We start from the raw sequence: 19,117 nt of genomic DNA, 5'->3' as shown, positions 1-19,117 counted from the left end.
GGCCGGCCACCCGATCGAGGCCTCGGTCAGGACCCCACCGGCCCGGCCACGGACCCGCCCGCGGAACCGGCGGCGCGGGCCAGGGTGAAACCGGCGTAGCCGTTTCGGGCGGCGTCCTCGCAGCGCGCCCGGTAGTCGACCATCCCGCCGGTGTAGGCGAGGAACGTCCGTGCCTTGCCGGGCACGTTCGCGCCCGTGTACCAGGACTCGACGAAGGGGTAGAGCGTCTGCTCCGCCACCTGCGCGACGTGCGCGCACCACTCCCGCTCCGCCTGCGCGCTCGCGTCGATCTCGGTGAGCGCGTGCCGCCGCAGGTGGACGAGGCAGTCGGCGATCCATTCGACGTGCTGCTCCGCGGCCGTCACCGCGTTGCTGAGCACCGAGGGGCTGAGCGGGCCGAGGACGGTGAAGAGGTTCGGGAAGCCGGATGCGACCAGCCCCAGGTGGTTCGCCGCGCCCTCGGACCACTTCTGTCGCAGCGTGATGCCGCCGCGCCCGCGGATGTCCATGGCCGTCTGCGAGCCGGTCAGCGCGTCGAAGCCGGTGGCCAGCACCAGGGTGTCCACGGGGTAGTCCCGCTCGGTGGTGCGCACTCCGTGCGGGGTGATCTCCACCAGCGGTGTGCGGCGCAGGTCCACGAGGTCCACGTGCGGCTCGTTGAAGGCCGCGTAGTAACCGGACTCCAGGCAGGGGCGTTTGGTGCCGAAGGGGAAGGTGCGCGGGGACAGCGCGTCGGCCGCGCCGGGGTCGGTGACCGACTCCCGGATCTTGCCGCGCACGAACGCGGCGACGGTCTCGTTGGCCGCCGGGTCGGTGAGCAGGTCCGTGTACGTGCGCAGCAGGCCGCTCAGGACGCCCGACCGCCAGCCCTGCTCGTAGGCCGCGGTGCGTTCCGCCGCGTTGACCGACAGTGCCGGGCGGGTCGGCGGTGTGAAGAGCGTGCCGCCGCGGGACGCCCGCTGGGCCTGCCGGTAGCGGGGGTAGTGCGCCTTCGTCGCGGCGATCTCGGCGGCGTCGAGCGGCCGGTTGTGTGCGGGCAGCGCGTAGACCGGCGTGCGCTGGAGCACGGTGAGCGAGCCGGCCCGTGCCGCGAGCTCCGGCACGGCCTGGACGCCGGAGCACCCGGTGCCGAGCACCGCGACCCGCTGCCCGGTGAGGTCCGGCTCCTGGCGGGGCCAGTCGGCGGTGTGCAGGGTGCGGCCGGCGAACGTCTCCAGTCCCTGGACGTCGACCTTCTTCACGGCGGACGTGCAGCCGGTCGCCAGCACCACGAAGCGCGCGCTCACCGTGCCGCCGGTGGAGAGCGCCAGCGTCCACACGTGGCGGGCCTCGTCGTAGACGGCCTGATCCACGCGGGTGTTCAGCGTGATGTCCCGGCGCAGGCCGAAACGGTCGGCGACGTGCCGCAGGTAGCGCAGGATCTCCGGCTGCGCGGCGTAGCGCTCGCTCCACTCCCACTCCTGGTCCAGCTCCGGTGAGAAGGAGTAGGAGTACGCGGTGCTCTCGATGTCGCAACGGGCCCCGGGGTAGCGGTTGCGGTACCAGGTCCCCCCGACGTCGCCGCACGCCTCGAACAGGTGGGTGGAGAAGCCGAGTTCGCGCAGCAGGTGCAGTTGGTAGAGCCCGGCGAATCCGGCCCCCACCACCACCGCGTCCAGGTCCGGCACCTCTTCGCCGGTGCCGCAGGCCCCGCCCATGCCCATGTCCCCCCGGTGGCCGCTGTCCCCCGACGCAAAGGTAAAAGGAAGGTCATACCAAGTCAACGGGTAGTCAAGAGCGCGGGCGGGCCCATGAATCCGGACACGGCGCGGGGCCGGGCAGTGCCTGCCGTCGACGCCGGAGGGCTTCCGGGGGCGCCCGCGGGCCGGCGACGGGAGGGGATGGGGCGCCCCCGGCGCTGCCCGGCGGGAGCGCGTCTGCCCGGATCTATTGGGCCCAGGCGCGCTCCAGTTGGGTGCGGAAGGTGGCGGGCTCCCGCCCGATCAGCTGGGCCAGGGCCGGGGCGACGGCGGTGAACTCGCCGTGCCGTGCCGCGGCGAAGATGCTCAGCATCAGGTCGGCGACCGGGGCCGGGGCGCCGTGTGCCAGGACCTGCTCGCGGAAGGCGCCGTCGGGGACGGCGGTGCGGGTGAAGGGCCGGCCGGTGGTCTGGGACGCGATCTCGGCGATGGCGCCGAAGTCGTGCGCCGCCGAGGCGGTGAGCGGCGGAGTGGGCCCCTCGAAGCGGCCTTCCTCGGCGAGGATCGCCGCGGTGGCCTCGGCGAGGTCGTCGTGGCCGGTCCAGGCGACGGGGCCGTCGGCGGGGAGGGCGATGTCGCCGCTGTGGCGGGCGGACTCCAGGAACTGCAGGGCGCTGGAGGCGTAGAAGCCGTTGCGCAGCGCGGTCCAGGGCAGACCGCTGGCGCGCAGCAGGTCCTCGGTGCGGGCGTGGTCGCGGCATGCCTGGAAGCGGGAGCCGTGGGCGGCGCCCATCTGGCTGGTGTAGAGGATGCGGCCGGCGCCGGCCCGCGCGGCGGCGTCGATGGCGGTGCGGTGGCCGCTGACGCACTCCTGGCCCGTGCGGTCGAGGGAGACGAGGAGCACTTGCCCGGCGCCCTCGAAGGAGTGCGCGAGCGAGGCGGGGTCGTCGAAGCTGCCCCGCCGGACGCGAACGCCGCGGTCGGCCAGGTCCCGGGCCTTGCGGGGGTCGCGCACGCTGACGCCGACGCGGTCGGCGGGGACGCGCTCCAGGAGGTGCTCGACGGTGCGGCGGCCGAGCTTTCCGGTGGCTCCGGTCACGATGATCATGGGCTTCTCCCGCCCTTGTTTCCAGTGGAATCACTTAAACGGTAACACTGAAAATTCCGGTGGAATCAAATCTCCGCTACCATCGATTCATGGCTACGCGTGCCTCCACCGACACCCCCCGGCGCCGCATCATCGAGGCGGCCGTCGAGCTGCTGGAAAACGGCGGCCCCGACGCGGTGAGCACCCGTGCGGTCGCCGCCGCGGCCGGAATGCAGCCGCCCGCGATCTACCGCCTCTTCGGAGACAAGGACGGGCTCCTCGAAGCCGTCGCCGAGCACGGCTACGCCCAGTTCCTGGAGAGAAAGCACGCGCGACTCGACCCCGCCCCGCAGGACCCGGTGGAGGACCTGCGCCACGGCTGGGACACCGTGGTCGAGTTCGGAGTCACCCGCCCCGAACTGTTCGCGGTGATGAACCGGACCACCAGCCAGGAATCGGCCGCGGCACACCGCGCGGGCCTGGAGATCCTCCACGAACGGGTACGCCGGCTGGCGGCCGGGGGATGGCTGCGGGTCGACGAGGAACTGGCCGCCCAGATCATCCGGGCAACCGGCCAAGGCGCGGTCACCACCTGGCACTCCACCCCCGCCGACCGCCGCGATCCGGCACTGCTGACCGTCCTGCGCGAGTCCATGGTCGCGGCCGTCACCCGCGCCGAGCCGGCCATCCCCACAGCCGAGTCCGCTCCCGCCGCGGCGGCCCGCGCGCTGCGCGCCGCCCTGCCCGACGACACCGACGTGCTGAGCGAGGCCGAGCAGCGCCTGCTGCGTGAATGGCTCACGCGCCTGGCGGCGGACGACCGCGCGCAGGACGCCTGATCGCGTACCCGCAGCCGGCCCGGCACCGGCCGGTCCCGGGCCGGCGGGGAAGAGCGGCGCCCAAGCCGCCCACCGGCGAGCGGGGCCCGGCCGGAAAATCCCGGCACCGGCTCCGGCCGTGCTCATAGAGTGCTGTCCCGATGAAGAGACGAGTGCAGTTCACCGAGCAAGTCGCCCGATTCCGCGACTACATGCCGTCCGACGACCGCGAGACGTTCCTGCGCCTGGTCGAAAGGATCGCAGCCGACCCCGAGGGCGCCGGCAGCCACCTCGCCTACATGACCGACACGGTGACCCGCTCGGTCCGGGAGGACCACGTCGTGGTCGAGTACGTGGTGACGAGCTTCTTCGTGATCTTCATCGAACTCGACATCTACGACGCGTCGCGGGGCTTCAACGAGGTGTAGGCCCCCCTTCCAGTGGCCCGCGCCCGACCTGGCCCCGGACGGGGCAGTCCCGGTCGGCCGCGTAGATCGCACCGCCCGCCATGTCACGGAGGTGGAAGCAGTTGCCGTTGGCCCACACCGTGACCGAATCCCGCCGGTGCTCGACCTGGAACGGCTCGTCCCCACGCGTCGTTCCGGGCCAGGAACCGTCCTGGGCCGGCGAGTGAGTGACCACGACGCACGTCTGCCCCGGCAGGAGCCGATGGACATCTGCCCACGGCTCCACGGACAGCTCCAGCGGTGCGTCACCGTCGTTGCCCACCAGCAGCCGCGCGGTTCCCCCGGCGAACATCTCCAGCCCCTCCATCCCGGACCCCGGGGTGATCGTCCCCCGGGTGCCACTCCGTGACAACCAGCCTAAAATTTACGGGTGAGCGGTATTCACGCGGCGCAGGGCGCAGCCGCTGAACCGGCGCCCAGGGCCCCGAACCAGAAGCTGGCCCTGGCGGCCATGCTCTTCGCGGTGTCGATGACGTTCATCGACCAGACGATCGTCTCCATCGCGGCTCCTGACATCGTGAACGAACTGGGCCTGTCGGCCTCGGGCATGCAGTGGGTGGTGAACGCCTACCTGGTGTCGCTGGCCGCGTTCTTCGCCCTCGGCGGCCGCCTGGCGGACCTCTACGGGCCACGCCGGATCGTCATCATCGGCACCCTCGTCTTCGTCGTCTCCTCGGTGCTCTGCGGCTGCGTCCCCCGGGGGGACTTCGCCCAGAGCTGGCTGATCATCTTCCGGGCGACGCAGGGTCTGGGAGCGGCGCTCCTGTTCCCCGCGGCCCTGGCCGTGGTGGTGGCCGTCTTCCCCCTGGACCGGCGCGGCCGCGCCCTGGCGCTGTTCTTCGGCCTGTCCGGAGCGCTGACGGCCCTCGGCCCGCTGCTGGGCGGCTGGCTCACGTCCTGGACCTGGCGGGCGATCTTCTGGGTGAACGTGCCCGTCGCCGTCGTGGCCCTGGTGCTGACGATGATCGCGCGCATCGCGGACCGCAGGCGCCGGGAGTCGCTGGACACCGTCGGCGCCGCCCTGATCGCGGTCGGCATGGGAGTGAGCGTGCTCGGCTTCCAGCAGGCCGCGACCTGGGGCTGGGACAGCGCGGCGACCTGGGCCTGTATCGCCGGCGGTCTGGCCGTGCTCGTGCTGTTCTGGCGCTACGAACACGGCAGGCGGCACCCGCTGGTGAACCTCGCCGTCTTCCGCGACAAGGCGTTCACCGTGGACACGCTGGTGCTGTTCTTCGCCATGCTGGCCTTCGTCCCGGTATTCTTCTTCGCCTCCGTCTACGCACAGGTCTCGCTGAGCGCCTCTCCCAGCCAGGCGGCCCTGTACCTGCTGTACTTCTTCGCCGGCTTCGCGATCGCCTCCCAGTGGGGCGGCCGCATGCTGGACAAACAGGGGGCCCGGGCGCCGATGAAGATCGGCACCATCGTGGGCGCCGTCGGATTCGCCCTGTGGGCAGGCAAGTTGACCGACCTGTCGATGCACGACCAGTGGCCCTACGTGGCGCTCGCCGGCGCGGGCATCGGCTTCATCCTGGCGCCCGCCTCCACCGACGCCGTCAACCGGGCCATCGGGGCCTCCTACGGGGAGGTCACCGGCATCACGCAGACCGTGCGCAACTACGCGGCGAGCGTGGGCCTGGCCGTCCTGGGAACGATCCTCACCCACCGGACGACGGAGAACGTCGTCTCGACGCTGACCTCGCGAGGAGTGCCCCCGGACACGGCGAACGGGGTGGCGAAGGACATCGCGGAAGCGATGACGGGCAACGGCGACACCCACCGGCCCACCGGCAGCGGCACCGCGGCCACCGCCACCCGTGACGCGATGTCCAGTGTGCGGATGGACTTCGCCCAGGCCAACCAATGGGTGTTCTACGCCATGGCGATCGCGCTGGGCATCGCGTTCCTCTTCGCCCTACGCCACCCCGGCGGCGCGGGGACACCGGCCACCGCCGAGGGCGAGCGGCAGACGGCCCCGCCGAGCCCCGCTGCCCCGGCACCCCCGCCCCCAGAGGAGCACCGGTCGGACGAGCACCGGTCAAGGGCCTGACCTCCGCCGGCACCCCGCGATGGGCCCACCGGGCGGACACACGGCACATAAGCCCCACCCGCCTATCCTGTCCCTCATGAACCGTTGGGAAGAACTGACCGGTGGGGCGTCCGGCGAGGACTACGCCGCCCGGTTCGCCGCCCTGGCCGACAGCGGCAAGGACATGCACGGCGAGGCACGCCTGTGCGCCGCGCTCGCGCCCGCCGGGGCACGGGTACTGGACGCGGGATGCGGCACCGGCCGGGTCATGATCCGCCTCGCGGAGCTCGGCTACGACTGCGTCGGAATCGACGTCGACCCCTCCATGCTGGCCGTGGCACGCAGGACGGCCCCGGACCTGCCGTGGCTCCAGGCCGACCTGGCCACCCTGGACGCGGCCGCGCTCCCCGGCGCCGCACCCTTCGACCTCGTCGTCGCCGCCGGCAACATCTTCCAGCTCCTCGCCCCGGGCACCGAGCCCGAGGTGGCCGCCCGCCTGGCCGCGACCCTGCGCCCCGGCGGCCTCCTGGTGGCCGGCTTCGGCCTGGACAACGCACACCTGCCGGTACACCCCGCCCTCACCCTGGCCGACTACGACGCGTACTGCACCGCGGCCGGCCTCACCCTCACCGACCGCTTCGCGACGTGGGACGCCCACCCCTACGAGGGCGGCGGCTACGCGATCAGTGTGCACCGGGCACCTCTCGGCTGAGGACGCGGCGGCCGGGCAGCCGCGCCGGGGCACCCCCTGACGGCGATCCTCCTCCGCGCCGTCGACGCCTGGACCTGAGGTGAGGGCCGGCCGTGCAGGTGATCCGGCACTCCCGATCGGCTGACGGGCACGCCCCCTGCTCCGGATCGCCTTCTCGTGCTCCGGGCCGATCCGCTACGCATACAGGGAAGAGGCTCACCCCGCCGTCGCACGGCGTGCCAGCAGGACCGAGTCCTCGGCTTCGACCGGCCCGCTGTCCCGCTTGAGCACGCGAGGAACCTGCCGTACGACGACGGGTTCGAAGTCGTCCGACAGACCCGGCAGGAGTTCCTCGGCCAGGAACATCGCCTTGCGGTGGCTCTCGGACAGCTGGGTGAACTCGTGGGAGGGCGCGTGGCCGACGACCAGGAGCAGACCGCCGGGCGCGACGGCGGTGCTGAGGCGGCGGGTCACCTCGACCATGCCGCCGTCGGGGGCGTGCAGATAGTGGCTGGTGACCAGGTCGTACGAGCGGCCACCGGCCTCGAAGGTCCGGGCATCGACCTGCCACCAGTCGACGCGGTCGGCCACACCGGCCTCCTCGGCGTGGTGGGCGGCGCGGGCGAGACCCTCGGCCGAGAAATCGGCACCCGTCACGCGCCAGCCACGCCCGGCCAGCCAGACGACGTCGCCCCCCTCCCCGCAGCCGACGTCGAGCGCGGCCCCTGCGGCGAGTTCACCGGCGGCGGCGACAAGCTGCGGGTTGGCCTCGCCGCTCCAGAACCGCTCCTGTCCGGCGTACCGCTCGTCCCACCCCGTCGGCTCGAACATCGCGGCAGCCGCCTGCTCGTCGTGCGCACCGCCTTGGCCGTGCGCGTGATCTCCTGCCACCAGCTGCCTCCTGTCGCTCGCGGCGCCGAACCGCACCGCTGGTCACCTGACCTGCCCCCGAACGCTTGCGGGGAACGCGTTCGATGGTGCCCGGGCCTCCGTCGAACGACATAACAACTTGCCGGAACGGCAAATGGGCGGCGGCCAGATTGCACCGCGCGCCGTCAGGCACGGGCCGCCTGCGAGTACGACGAACGTGGAGGTATGGCCGGACGAATGCTCAGGTGACATCCCGGCAGGGACACCAAGGCGACGCTGCTCATCAGAGGACGTCGCAGTTGCCTCGCCCTCAGGAGATGGCGCGGTGCCGTCGCACCCGTCAGCGCGCGAGCACCCCGAACTCGGATCCGGTGCTGACCTGAGCGTCGAGCGGCGGCTTCACGACGCGGGTGGGTGAGGAACCGGCGACCTTGCCGCTCTTGGTGCCGACCGACCAGACCTCGGGGGTGGTCGCCCGGACCGGGACGGTGATCTCGGGCTGCTTGTCGTTGTTCAGGTCGGTGGTCTTGAGCTGGGTGGGGATGCGGTAGGTGCCGGCGGGGCGGGGGAGACCGGACGCGTTGTAGGCGTAGAACGCGGCGCCGGTGCCGATGACGCCCCTCTTGGAGCCCTTGAGCACGTAGATGCCGCCGCCGCTGATGTCGCAGTTCTCGCAGGTGGGTTTGCGCTCACCGGGGGCGCCGGTGATCAGCTCGGGATAGCCGTCCCGGTCGAGGTCGGCGGCGGCAACGGACGAGCCGAAGTGGTCGTTGCGCTGCACGCCGCCCGGGATGCCGGGGGTGTCCTCGGTGAACATGCGCATGCCGCGGTTCTCGTCCACGCCGTTGGACGCGCCGTAGTTGACCCGGACCACGCCCGCGCCCGTTTCGGTGTCGAGCTGGGATGCCGAGTCACCGACCGCGATGTCGCCGTAGCCGTCTTGGTCGAAGTCGGCGATGACGACGCTGTTGCCGCCCCGGACGGTGACGGGGGTGAAGCGCAGGCCGGAGGCCCCGCCGAGCAGGACCCGGCCCCGCATGCGGTCCTCGCCGAGGAGGACGAGGTCATCGATGGATCCCTTGTTGATGCGGCCCACGGCGAACCGGTCCTGCGCCCCGACGTAGACCGGGTAGGTGCGGCCGGTGTCGATGTTCCTTGTCGACACCGGCGAGCCGTCCGGCGTGAAGGGGCCCTTGAACAGACGCAGCGAGGTGGAGTAGCCGACGACCAGGTCGGTCTTGCCGTCGCCGGTGAAGTCGCCGGCCTTCAGCACCGACCCGTAACCGTGGCGGTCCATGGGGTCGGCCATCAGGGTGCCGCCCTTGAGTCCGGTGCGGCTGCCCCAGAGCAGGCTGACCTTCTCGTCGCGGGTGGCCACGGCGAGATCCGCGTAACCGTCGGCGTTGAAGTCGCCACTGGTGAGGACCTGCCCGAACCGGGCGCCCGGGGCCGCATCGCCCGGTATACCGGGGCTGTTCGGGGTGATGGCCTTCAGGCCGGTCTTCTGGGCGCCGTACTTGCCACCGTACGAGACGGTGACGTAGCCCGCGCCGCCCAGCGTCGAGGCGACTTCGTCCGCGCCCGTGACCTTCACGTCGGCGTCCGGGGAGCCGAGCGCCAGATCGTGGTAGCCGTCGCCGTTGAAATCGTCGGAGTACCGGCTGGCCGCGGGGCCCGCGGCGGCATCGGCTGGCGGGCTGCTGGAGACCAGCATGCCTGCGGTGAGTGTGCCGGCCACCGCGGCGACCGCGACGGCGTGACGGATGTGACCTTGCACGTCCGTGCCCCCTAGGAACTTGATCGAAAAAGACGTCTTCAAGACCTCCGGAGCAGGGGAACGGTTGCACGGCTTTCTGCCAGGGCTCACCCGGCCCGGGCGGGGCCCGCGGATCCCGCGCACCTGGCCGACATCGCCCACTACGTCTACCTTGGCCTGCCCGCGTGCACGATGGTGGAATTCCCCAGGAGCTGGCTCGCCTGAAGTGCCCAGCAGGTACTTCTTGAGGCCACCGGCGGGCGACCGACGAGCCGCCTCGACCGGCGGTGGCCAGTTCGGCTCGCCTGCCGCATCGCCCGCGCTCGGCGAGCGGGGTTACCGGATCACGCTCGTCGTGCCCCATGACGACGCTGGCTGCGGTCCCGGCTCCTCCGTCTTGGCCGAAGCAGCCGGGACGCTCACCATGGCACGATCGCCATGGCCTCCACTTCGAGGAGCAGATCGGGCCTGACCAGTGCCGCGACCTGCATCGCGGAACTCGCCGGCGGGTGCTTCGTGTCGATGAACGCGTCCCGCGCGGTCCGTATCTGCGGCAGGATCGCGATGTCTGTGACGAAGTACGTCAGCTTCGCGACATCCGCAAAGGAGGCGCCCGCCGCAGCCAGACAGCGCCTCAGATTCTCGAATACCTGCCGAGCCTGGGCGCCCGCGTCCCCCGGTCCGACGAGCTCGCCCCTGTCGTTCAGAGCGATCTGCCCGGAGATCATCACGATCCTGCCCTCGCCGACCACCACGTGGCTGTACCCATTGCCGGGAACGATCCCGTCGACGGGCGGCATCTCGAGCATCCGGCCCTCGTCCGTGTCGTCTTCCACGGGAACCCCCTCCAAAGATCGCGGAGGGAACACCTTAAAGGACCCGCTCACCTCTTCGGTCGTTGCGGTGATGGAGGGTCAGGCCGTGCGTCACGGGCCCTGCGGGTCAGGTCACCCAGGGCCAGTCAGCGCGCGAGCACGCCGAACTCGGGGCCCGGTGCAGGCCTGAGCGTCGACCGGAGGCTTCATGGCGCGGGTGGTGGGCGAGGAGCCGCGGCCGGTCTGCCGTGCCCAGGTGTCCGCCTCCTGCTACCGCCACGACCCGATGCCGTCGTTGCCGACGGTGGCACCCGGCGCGGTGCACGGCGGGTGCCCGCCGGTGCCGGCCTACTCGGACTCGGCCATGGCCAGCACGTCACGGACCAGCCGTCGCGCGTACTCGCCATCGGCGGGCAGCGCGAAGACGACGTGGTGGTACAGGGGCGCGATGACGTGGTCGAGGATCTGCTGGATGCCCGGTGTCCTCTCACCGCGTTCGCGGGCCCGGCCCACCACCTCTGACGCCTGCTCGCGGCGTCTTTCCGTGACCGGGCAACGCGCGACGACCTCCGTGCGGGCCGAGACCATCGCGCGCAGGTACCGGGCCCGGTGGGGACGTGTGATGTCGTCGGCGATGATCTGCGCCCACTGGGTCAGATCCTGCTGGAGGGATCCGGTGTCGGGCACCGACTCGCCGTCCCGGGTCAGCGCGGCGACAGCGACCTCTTCGAGAAGGGCGTGGACGCCGTCCCAGCGCCGGTAGAGCGTCGTCGGGTTGACCCCGGCCCGATCGGCGACCACCGGGAAGGTGATTCTGTCGGCGCCCTCGCCCACGAGCTCGCCGACCGCGGTGTAGATCGCGGTCAGTACCCGGCTGCTGCGCCCTCCGGGGCGGCTGGCGGCTGCATGGTGAGACACACCACCAGCATACGCAAAGATCTTTGCTTCTACTATGATGGACCTGGTAAAGCAAAGATCTTGGCTTTCAGGTGGAGGTCACATGCCCAACCGCTCAGCCTCGTTCTTCCTGGCCGGAACCGTGGGCGCAGCCACGCTCACCGCCGCGTCAGCACCCTCACCCCTCTACCCCACCTACCAACGCCTGTGGAACCTCTCCACATTCACCCTGACGGTCATCTTCGCCGTCTACGTCCTCGCCCTGCTCGCCGCCCTGCTGACCCTCGGATCCCTCTCCGACCGCACAGGCCGCCGCCCCGTCGCCTGCGCAGCCCTGACCCTCCTCGCGACAGGCATGCTGCTGTTCGCCACCGCCGAAGGCGCCGGAGACCTGATGACCGCACGCATCGTGCAAGGGCTCGCCGTGGGAACAGCCGCCGGCACCACCACCGCCCTGATCATGGACACCGCGCCGAACCCCCGGCTCGGCTCGACCATCAGCAGCGCGGTCCCACCCCTCGGCATAGCGATCGGCGCTGCCCTCGCCGGCACACTGGTGCAATTCGCCCCGCTCCCACGCCAACTCGTCTTCTGGACCCTCGCCGCCCTCTACCTCGCACTCGCCGCCCTCATATGGCTCATTCCCGAGCACCCCCGACCCCCGTCCCCAACCAGCCGAACACTGTGGCGCTCCCTGCTCCCCAGCGCCCAACTCCCGCCGCAGACACGGCCGATCTTCATCACCCTGCTCCCGTCGATCAGCGCCACATGGGCCCTGGGCGGCTTGTACCTCTCGCTCGGATCGTCGATCCTCACCACCGTCCTGGACGTGCACAGCCACTTCGCCACCGGCCTCATCCTCAGCCTGTTCTTCGCCGCAGGAACGGCAGGCACCATCACGTCCGCCCTCGCCGCACCCCCACTTCGCGCATGGCTCGGCCTCGGGCCCCTCGCCACCGGCGTCCTGATCACCATCGCCGCCATGCTGACGGCCACGCTGCCGCTCTACGTGACCGGGTCACTGATCGCGGGATTCGGTTTCGGAGCGACCTTCCGCTCCGCCGTCCACGCCCTGGGCCAGGCGGCCCCGCCCGCCCGGCGAGGCCAGGTGTTCGCGACGATGTACATCGTCAGCTACCTCGCCTTCAGCGTGCCCGCCCTCGCCGCCGGACTCGCCGCCGAACGCTACGGCCTCAAACCCACAGCCGTCGCCTTCGCAAGCCTGGACATCGCCCTGGTCCTGCTCGCGCTCCTCACCGGAACCACCCGCACGCACCCACAGAACAGCAAGAACCAGCACCGGCGCCACACCGCACCACCACTGCTCTCGCGCACCTTCGCCACGCCCCGCCACACCACGCACTACCTCGAGTGCGGGCCGACCGACGGACCGCTGATGTTCTTCCTCCACGGATGGCCGGGCATCGCCCTGCTGTGGCGGGCCCAGATGGAGGCGTTCGCCGCCGACGGATGGCACTGCATCGCGCCCGACCTGCGCGGATACGGCAAATCCTCCGCCCCACCCCAGTTCGACGCCTACACCGTCGAGGAAGCCGTGAAGGACCTGACGGAGCTCCACGACCACCTCGGCGCACGGACCGCGGTCTGGATCGGCCACGACTGGGGCAGCACCGTGGCGGGTGCGATGGCCGCACACGAACCACATCGCTGCCGCGGCCTCGTACTGACCTCCTGGGCCTACTTCCCCACCGCCAACAGCCTGACCACCCTCGTCCCCCTGGTCGACCGCCAGCTCTACCCGGCCGACCGGTACCCGGACGGACAGTGGGACTACTACCGCTACTACACGACCCACTTCCACGCCGCGGTCGCCGACCTCGACGCCGACCCGGCGGCAACGCTGGCCTCGATCTACCAGCCGGGCAACCCCGCCTCGACCAGCACGATCCCACCGGCCGCCACGGTCACCCGCGACGGCGGACGCTTCGGCGCCGCGCACCGCGCACCACCCACCGCAGCCGACCCCGCGCTGTGGCCACCGGCGGACTTCGACGCCCTGGTGCAGGCCTTCAAAGCCCACGGCTTCAGCCCTCCCTGCGCGTGGTACACCAACGACGACGCCAACACCGCCTACGCGCTCACCGCACCACACGGCGGCCGCCTGGCCCAGCCCGTGCTGTTCATCAACGGAGAATGGGACGCGATCTGCACCATCTCGGGAAACCGCCAGGGCGACCCGATGCGCGCGGCCTGCGCAGACCTCACCATCACCCGCATACCCGCCGGACACTGGCTGCCCCTGGAAACCAAGGCCCACCACATCGAAGCCATCCGCACCTGGCTGCACGACAGAAACCTTCGATGAGCAACGACGGGGCATCCCACGCCCGGCACCCACCAACAAGCCAGGCAGACCACCCCGTGCACACGGACAGCACGGACGCCCGAACGAACGAAGGACGACCCCGCAGCCCCACCCGCACAATTCCAACGCACCCGCGGGGGACACAACGACACGCACCCGCGGGGGACACAACGACAAACTCATCGGCGAACACAATGACCGCAACAGCCGCAGCATAGCCATCCGTTCACCCCCTCCTTAGCCTCCTGTGCGCAACGCGACAAGCGTCGTGCACAGACAAGGAGCCGCACCTTGAACAACCCGAGAACCTCTGCCTCCCCTCCCCGGCGACCCACACCCCGGACCAAGCGCCGCATCGCAGCAGCGGCCTGCGCCACCGGCGCACTGCTCGGCACCCTCACCAGCACACCGACCGCACACGCCGCCCCGGACCGCCCCGCACCGACCACCTGCCCGGCAGACCTGACACACACCGCCACCTGCTACAGCGGACAAGACACCAACGGCGCGCACTACACCATCGCCCTTCCCCACACCTGGAACGGCTCACTCGTCGTCCACGCCCACGGCGGCCCCGACCTCAACGCCACCCCCGACCCCCAACGCAGCGCCGACGACCTGAACCGCTGGTCGGTGATGGTGAAGGAAGGCTATGCCTGGGCCGGCTCGTCCTACCGCCGCGGCGGATTCGGGACCCGCATGGCAGCCCAGGACACCGAGAACGTACGCCGCCTGTTCGTGAAAAAATTCGCCCAGCCGAAACGGACCTACGTGCACGGCCAGTCCTGGGGCGGAAACGTCGCCGCAAAAGTGGTCGAAAAATACGCCCCCACCCAAGGCCCCTACGACGGCGCACTCCTGACCAACGGCGTCCTGGCCGGCGCCTCACGCGGCTACGACTACCGCGTCGATCTGCGCACGGTGTACCAGTACTACTGCAACAACCACCCCCGCCCGAACGAACCCCAATACCCTGTGTGGCAAGGCCTGCGCGCCGACTCGACCATGACCACCACCGGCCTGCGCACCCGACTCCAGGAATGCACCGGCTACGCATCACCCCCGCAGAACCGGACACCCCTGCAGCAGCGCAACCTCGACGACATCCTGGCCGTCACCAAAATCCCCGAACGCACCCTTGAATCACACCTGAGCTTCGCCACCTTCACATTCCGCGACATCGTCCACCACCGCCTGGGCGGCCGAAACCCCTTCACCAACAAAGGCGTCACATACTCCGGATCCCACGACGACAAGGCCCTCAACGCCGGCATCCAGCGCTTCACGGCAGACCCGACCGCCAAACGCGACCTGTCCTACGACAGCGACCTGACCGGCAAGATCGCCATCCCCGTCCTGACGATGCACGCGATCGACGACCCGACCGCCTTCGTGCAACACGAGACGGCCTACCGCGCCACCCTCAAGGGCGCCCACCGAAGCCGCCACCTCGTGCAGACGTTCACCAGGGAAAGCGACCACAGCGAACTGAGCGACGCCGAATACGCCACCTCGATCACAGCACTCGACACGTGGACACGCACCGGCAAGAAGCCGACCCCCCGCACCATCGCCCACTCATGCACCGCATTCGACCGCATCTACAGCACCGGCTGCTTCTACGCCCCCCACTACCACCCCAGCACCTTCGCATCCCGCATCAACCCCCGCCCCGGCGGCTTGCGATGGCCCGCCATGACAGCCACCCAGGAGAAAACCTGGAGCCACATCAACGACATCGGAATCACCCCCTGACCACCCACTCCGGGCACGTCACCGCACGGCATGGCTGCGGTCGGGATACGGACATCCCCCTTGCCGCCGCTCTGCCCATCCCCCCCGGGCCGAAGCGAAGAAGGAACGCGCCGCAACGAACGCGCGACCCCGGCCGGGGAGCGCAGCCCACACAGCCGCTTGCGCGGCGGCCGAGCCCACCGCGCCGACTCATGGGGGCCCAGTAAGGAGCGGGAGAGCGGTCAGTCGTCGTCGCGCTCACAGGGCGGCCCGTACTGATCGATGAGATCGCAGACGCACGTACCACCGCCGTAGCGCGCCCTGCCGCACCCCTCCAAGTGCTCGCGCACCCCCCGCGGCTTCAGAGCGGCCGGCGGCGCGGACGGCCCCGAAGCGACCTCGGCGACCGGAGCCGGACCCGCCCACTCCATACCAAGTGCGGCGAGGGCAGCGCGCTGCTCCGCGCTGAGTCTGCCCCGCCGCGCTTTGGTATTCGAGAGCCATACACCCAGTCGTACGGCCACCGGCTCTGCCTCGCCGTCGACCGCGATCTCCACAGCCGCGCCGCGCGGGACGGGCCGCCACCCCTCCGTCTCCACCCACTGCGCCAAGGCGACCAAGCCCCGTCGAAACGCCTGCTCAGACTTGCTCCCGGGCTTCTTCGAGCCCTTCAGGGCGGCAACCGGCGCCGAACCGAGCCCCGCCGCGTCTGCAGCAGCCGCAGGGAAGACGTCGCCGCGCATACCCAGGGCGGTCAGCCGTTCACGCTGCTCGGGCAGAAGCTGCGCCCAGGTACCGGCTTCCTGCTGCCGCCACCTCCAGGTGCCGATGTCGTCGCCGTCGAACTGCACGCCGGGTGCGATGTCGGGCAGCGTCCCGCCCGGTTCGTCCTGGGCGAGGTTGTCGAGGACCCGGTAGTGCCGCTGCCAGCGCAGCGGCCAGGGACAGTTCCAGTCCGGGTCGATCGCTGCCAGCTGCGCCGCGCGTACGGCGGCACGCTTCGGATCCTTGCCGAGGCCGCCTTCGCGGCGAAGATTGGCCATGTGCTGCCCGATGGGCACCATCGCCTCGCCCTCGCCCCACACCGCATCCTGACGCGGTGCGAGGTGCCCGGTGGCCCGCCGGAACGAGCGGAGCGCGGCGAGCTTGGCCTCCCACGCCTCCTGCCCCGGCTCCCACACCATCCCGGCCTCCGGCAAGTCGAGCAAGATCTTGCGCCGCTCCTCCAACTCCCCGGCCCGCAGCGCCTTGCGCTGTTGGTGCACCCACCGGCCGAGGGGGAAGCCCTTGGTGACGCCGACCTCGGCCTCGGTGTCGTAGGGGACGGCATGGACACCGGTGATCTGATTCCCCTTCCGCCAGCGGAGCAGGGCTTGGTAGCCCTCCAGCCACACCAGCGACTCGGGACGGTAGACCCGGGTGCGCAGGAACGCCGCGATGGTCGCGGCATCGCGTGGGCCGGAGAAGTGGAGCAGCGCGGACTCGGCCGCTGCGTCGGTGCGCTCCTGGCCCTCGCCCTCGCCCGTGCCGACGGCCGCGACGATCCGTCCCTCCTCGTCGCGTTGGATGTGGACTGTGCGTCTGCCGCTGGCGAGGGCGCGGGAGGCGAGCTGTTCGACCAAGCGCTCGTCGTGCGAGCGCAAGCCTTGGAGGACGGCTACGAGCGGCTTGAAGCTGGCAGAGGCCACCATGTCCCTCGGATCCTCGCCGGGCTCCAGGAAGACGGGCACGATGATCCTGGCCACCTTCGTGCTGCCGTCACGGTTGAGCCGGAGCGCCCGACCGATGTTCTGGACGATCTCGACCTGGGAGCCGCGGGTATCGGCGAAGCAGATGGAGTCGACACCTCGCTCGCCGGTGATATCGACCCCCTCTCCCAGGACGCGGCAGCTGGCGAGGAAGGCGCGGTGCACCCGGCGTCCGGTCGCATCAATGCCGTCTGCGAACTGGCGCAGCACTTCCCGGCGTTCGGCCACGAGGTGGTCTCCGCACAGCCAGGCCGACCACAGCCGGTCCGGTGGGACGTGGCGGCCGGCCTCCAGCCCGTAGAAGACGGCGTCGATCGACGACTTCGGCAGCTTCTCGGCGGCAGCCAGGTCCTGCTCGGTGGCGTCGTTGGCGTACAGCGCGGCTGCGGTCACGGGGAGCTTGTCTGCGAACGCGGCGGCCTCTTCGACCTTCTGGTGGAACGTCATGACCGTGCGCAGGTTGTACGCCGCGGCATGCTCCAAGAGCGCGGTCTGCAAAAGCGCCAGGCGCCGACCCCGCCGGGCCTCGTCGGTCTCGCCGAGGGCAGGGGAGGGGTCGCGGATCTCCAGGACATCGATCTCGAATCCGGCGAGGATCCCGCGCTCGATCGCCTCGCTCAGACCGAGCTCGGCGAGCCAGGCACCATACGTGCCGTCCGGGTCGTCAGACATCGAGGCGATCTCCGCCTCCTGGCCGTGCGCGCCCCGCTGAGGCCGGGCCGCGGCGAGGAGGCGCGGGGTAGCGGTCATGTAGAGGCGGAAATCGGCGGGGATGCGAGCATTGTCGTGGATCGCCGCCCAGGGACGCCCCAGTTCACCGGCGGTGCCGTGGGCCTCGTCCACGATGACGAGGTCGAAGCCCTCCATGCGCTGCCCGTAGAGCCGCTCCCCGCCCGCCAGGGCAGCCTCCAGCGGCCCACGAACCTTCCCCTGGCCCTCAGGTGCGCCGATGTCCTCGCGATCCACGAGCGAGGCGTACGTGGCGAACACGACGACGGGCCCGGACCTGGCCCACAAAGCGAGCTGGATCGGGTTCGTGGTGGTGCGCACCCCCAGCGAGTCGAGGACCGCGTCGTTCTCCAGCGAGCACACCGCGACCATCGGCGCCCGGTGGCCCACGGCCCGCCACGCCTGGGCGGTCTGGGCGAGCAGGTCCAGGGTCGGCACGGTGACGAGGATCCGGCCGCCCGCGAACGACTCCAGCGCGCACGCAGCGGCCGTGATCGTTTTACCCGAGCCGGTCGCGGACACGATCGTGCCTCTGGCACCCTGCGGGGGCACGGATGACCTCGCAGGAAATCCCACCCACCGACGAAAAGCCGACTTCTGATCAACCTGGTGCTCACGGAGTTGAACGACTGCCATAGTGTCCATTTCTGGGGCGCGGGTCCACACGGACGTGCGGGGGACGGTAGCTCTGACAGCCCTCGACCGCCCTACGCCCTCCGGGTGATCCGTCCTACCTCAGGGCCTCCAACGTGGAAGCACCTTCTCGCTGGCTAATTTCAGTACAGCTCCACCATGCCCCATGTTTTCCCCAAAAATACATGCTGCATCAAACTGATGCACGCAGTACACCAAACCCCAGCCGCGTGAGCACATGGCGTATCCCACCACGACAAGGGCAGAGGAGACGGATGCGAAACAAACAGGCACACTGGTTCCTCGGCAGAGGCAAGACCAGCGGACAGCTGAAGAAGTACTGCTGGTTCTTCGCAGTGTTCAGCACACTTGAACTAGGCGTCTTCATATGGACATTGACGGAACGACACCCCAGCTCCTGGACTTTGATCCTTACGGGAGCCGGCTCGGTCATCTTCCCGACAATGCTCCTCCTGAGCCTGTACTACCTACGCCGGATGACGACCCCCGGCAGCCTCCGCCCTCTCCCGTAGCCAGCTGGCCCGCGTCAGCGGGCCCAAAGGCCCTGAAGGCGCAGCCGGAAGGGCCCCAGGCGGGGGAGCGCAGCGGACCCGCCAGTCAGGCTGGAGCGCAGCGCAAGCCTGGCGCGGGACGAAGTCCCGCCGGTCCGAGAGCGCAGCGAACGGACCTTCACCAGCCTGGCGAAGCCAGGCTGGTGTGCTGGGGCACGCAGTGCCCCAGCTTCCGTTCCCGCGGAGCGGGAACGGAAGCACCGCGCGCAGCGCGGTGCTTCGCTTACTTCGGGCGCAGCCCGAAGGGACCCGCTCCGCGGGAGATCGGA

At 70.6% G+C, this 19,117-nt stretch carries 14 protein-coding genes; 6 read left to right on the top strand and 8 right to left on the bottom strand.

The window, feature by feature from the left end:
• Positions 1 to 26: 26 nt before the first annotated feature.
• Both ACFYXE_RS35785 and ACFYXE_RS35780 read right to left on the bottom strand, forming a co-directional pair.
• Complete coding sequence (locus tag ACFYXE_RS35785; RefSeq protein WP_389319942.1) at positions 27 to 1,703, bottom strand: flavin-containing monooxygenase; 1,677 nt, start codon at positions 1,701 to 1,703, stop codon at positions 27 to 29.
• Positions 1,704 to 1,926: 223 nt separating this feature from the next.
• Positions 1,927 to 2,787 (bottom strand): SDR family oxidoreductase, encoded by an 861-nt coding sequence (locus ACFYXE_RS35780; protein WP_389319939.1) that lies wholly within the window; start codon positions 2,785 to 2,787, stop codon positions 1,927 to 1,929.
• 89 nt (positions 2,788 to 2,876) lie between these two features.
• On the opposite strand from ACFYXE_RS35780, the gene ACFYXE_RS35775 reads away from it, so the two are divergent.
• Positions 2,877 to 3,605 carry a TetR/AcrR family transcriptional regulator gene (locus ACFYXE_RS35775; RefSeq protein ID WP_389319936.1) on the top strand — a complete coding sequence of 243 codons (729 nt, stop codon included), beginning with the start codon at positions 2,877 to 2,879 and terminating at the stop codon, positions 3,603 to 3,605.
• Between the two features lie 140 nt (positions 3,606 to 3,745).
• Positions 3,746 to 4,012, top strand: coding sequence for a hypothetical protein (locus ACFYXE_RS35770; RefSeq protein WP_389319933.1), 267 nt, complete (start codon positions 3,746 to 3,748; stop codon positions 4,010 to 4,012).
• Here ACFYXE_RS35770 and ACFYXE_RS35765 read toward each other — a convergent pair.
• Positions 3,999 to 4,343, bottom strand: a complete 345-nt coding sequence (locus tag ACFYXE_RS35765) for a hypothetical protein (protein WP_389319930.1) — start codon at positions 4,341 to 4,343, stop codon at positions 3,999 to 4,001. The two genes, ACFYXE_RS35770 and ACFYXE_RS35765, sit on opposite strands and share 14 nt — an antisense overlap.
• A 159-nt stretch (positions 4,344 to 4,502) precedes the next feature.
• Here ACFYXE_RS35765 and ACFYXE_RS35760 point away from each other — a divergent pair, with 159 nt between their 5' ends.
• Together ACFYXE_RS35760 and ACFYXE_RS35755 are read left to right on the top strand one after the other, a co-directional pair.
• Entirely contained in the window at positions 4,503 to 6,098 is a 1,596-nt protein-coding gene (locus ACFYXE_RS35760; RefSeq protein ID WP_389320216.1) for an MFS transporter, read from the top strand.
• A 76-nt stretch (positions 6,099 to 6,174) separates the two neighbouring features.
• Positions 6,175 to 6,789: a class I SAM-dependent methyltransferase gene (locus ACFYXE_RS35755; protein WP_389319927.1), complete on the top strand. Its 615-nt coding sequence runs from the start codon at positions 6,175 to 6,177 to the stop codon at positions 6,787 to 6,789.
• Positions 6,790 to 6,984: 195 nt separating this feature from the next.
• Here the strand turns inward: ACFYXE_RS35755 and ACFYXE_RS35750 are convergent, their stop codons facing one another.
• The 4 genes from ACFYXE_RS35750 to ACFYXE_RS35735 form a co-directional block, all read right to left on the bottom strand.
• Complete coding sequence (locus tag ACFYXE_RS35750; RefSeq protein ID WP_389319924.1) at positions 6,985 to 7,659, bottom strand: class I SAM-dependent methyltransferase; 675 nt, start codon at positions 7,657 to 7,659, stop codon at positions 6,985 to 6,987.
• A 319-nt stretch (positions 7,660 to 7,978) separates the two neighbouring features.
• Complete coding sequence (locus tag ACFYXE_RS35745) at positions 7,979 to 9,415, bottom strand: FG-GAP and VCBS repeat-containing protein (protein ID WP_389319921.1); 1,437 nt, start codon at positions 9,413 to 9,415, stop codon at positions 7,979 to 7,981.
• Positions 9,416 to 9,813: 398 nt separating this feature from the next.
• Positions 9,814 to 10,203: a RidA family protein gene (locus tag ACFYXE_RS35740; RefSeq protein ID WP_389320213.1), complete on the bottom strand. Its 390-nt coding sequence runs from the start codon at positions 10,201 to 10,203 to the stop codon at positions 9,814 to 9,816.
• Positions 10,204 to 10,557: 354 nt separating this feature from the next.
• On the bottom strand, positions 10,558 to 11,127 hold the full coding sequence (locus ACFYXE_RS35735; protein WP_389319918.1) for a TetR/AcrR family transcriptional regulator C-terminal ligand-binding domain-containing protein: 570 nt from the start codon (positions 11,125 to 11,127) through the stop codon (positions 10,558 to 10,560).
• An 82-nt stretch (positions 11,128 to 11,209) separates the two neighbouring features.
• Here ACFYXE_RS35735 and ACFYXE_RS35730 point away from each other — a divergent pair, with 82 nt between their 5' ends.
• Together ACFYXE_RS35730 and ACFYXE_RS35725 are read left to right on the top strand one after the other, a co-directional pair.
• Positions 11,210 to 13,432 carry an alpha/beta fold hydrolase gene (locus ACFYXE_RS35730; protein WP_389319915.1) on the top strand — a complete coding sequence of 741 codons (2,223 nt, stop codon included), beginning with the start codon at positions 11,210 to 11,212 and terminating at the stop codon, positions 13,430 to 13,432.
• A gap of 291 nt (positions 13,433 to 13,723) precedes the next feature.
• The gene (locus tag ACFYXE_RS35725; RefSeq protein WP_389319912.1) at positions 13,724 to 15,187 is read left to right on the top strand and encodes a hypothetical protein; all 1,464 of its coding nucleotides are present in this window, start codon (positions 13,724 to 13,726) and stop codon (positions 15,185 to 15,187) included.
• Between the two features lie 221 nt (positions 15,188 to 15,408).
• On the opposite strand, the gene ACFYXE_RS35720 is transcribed toward ACFYXE_RS35725, so the two are convergent.
• A complete protein-coding gene (locus ACFYXE_RS35720; RefSeq protein WP_389319909.1) occupies positions 15,409 to 18,279 on the bottom strand; it encodes a Helicase associated domain protein in 2,871 nt (956 codons plus the stop codon).
• Positions 18,280 to 19,117: the final 838 nt, after the last annotated feature.

Source organism: Streptomyces sp. NPDC002564, assembly GCF_042889645.1.
GTDB lineage: Bacteria > Actinomycetota > Actinomycetes > Streptomycetales > Streptomycetaceae > Streptomyces.
Note: the sequence above shows the minus strand (reverse complement) of the source record. Positions and strands in the feature narration are given on the sequence as shown.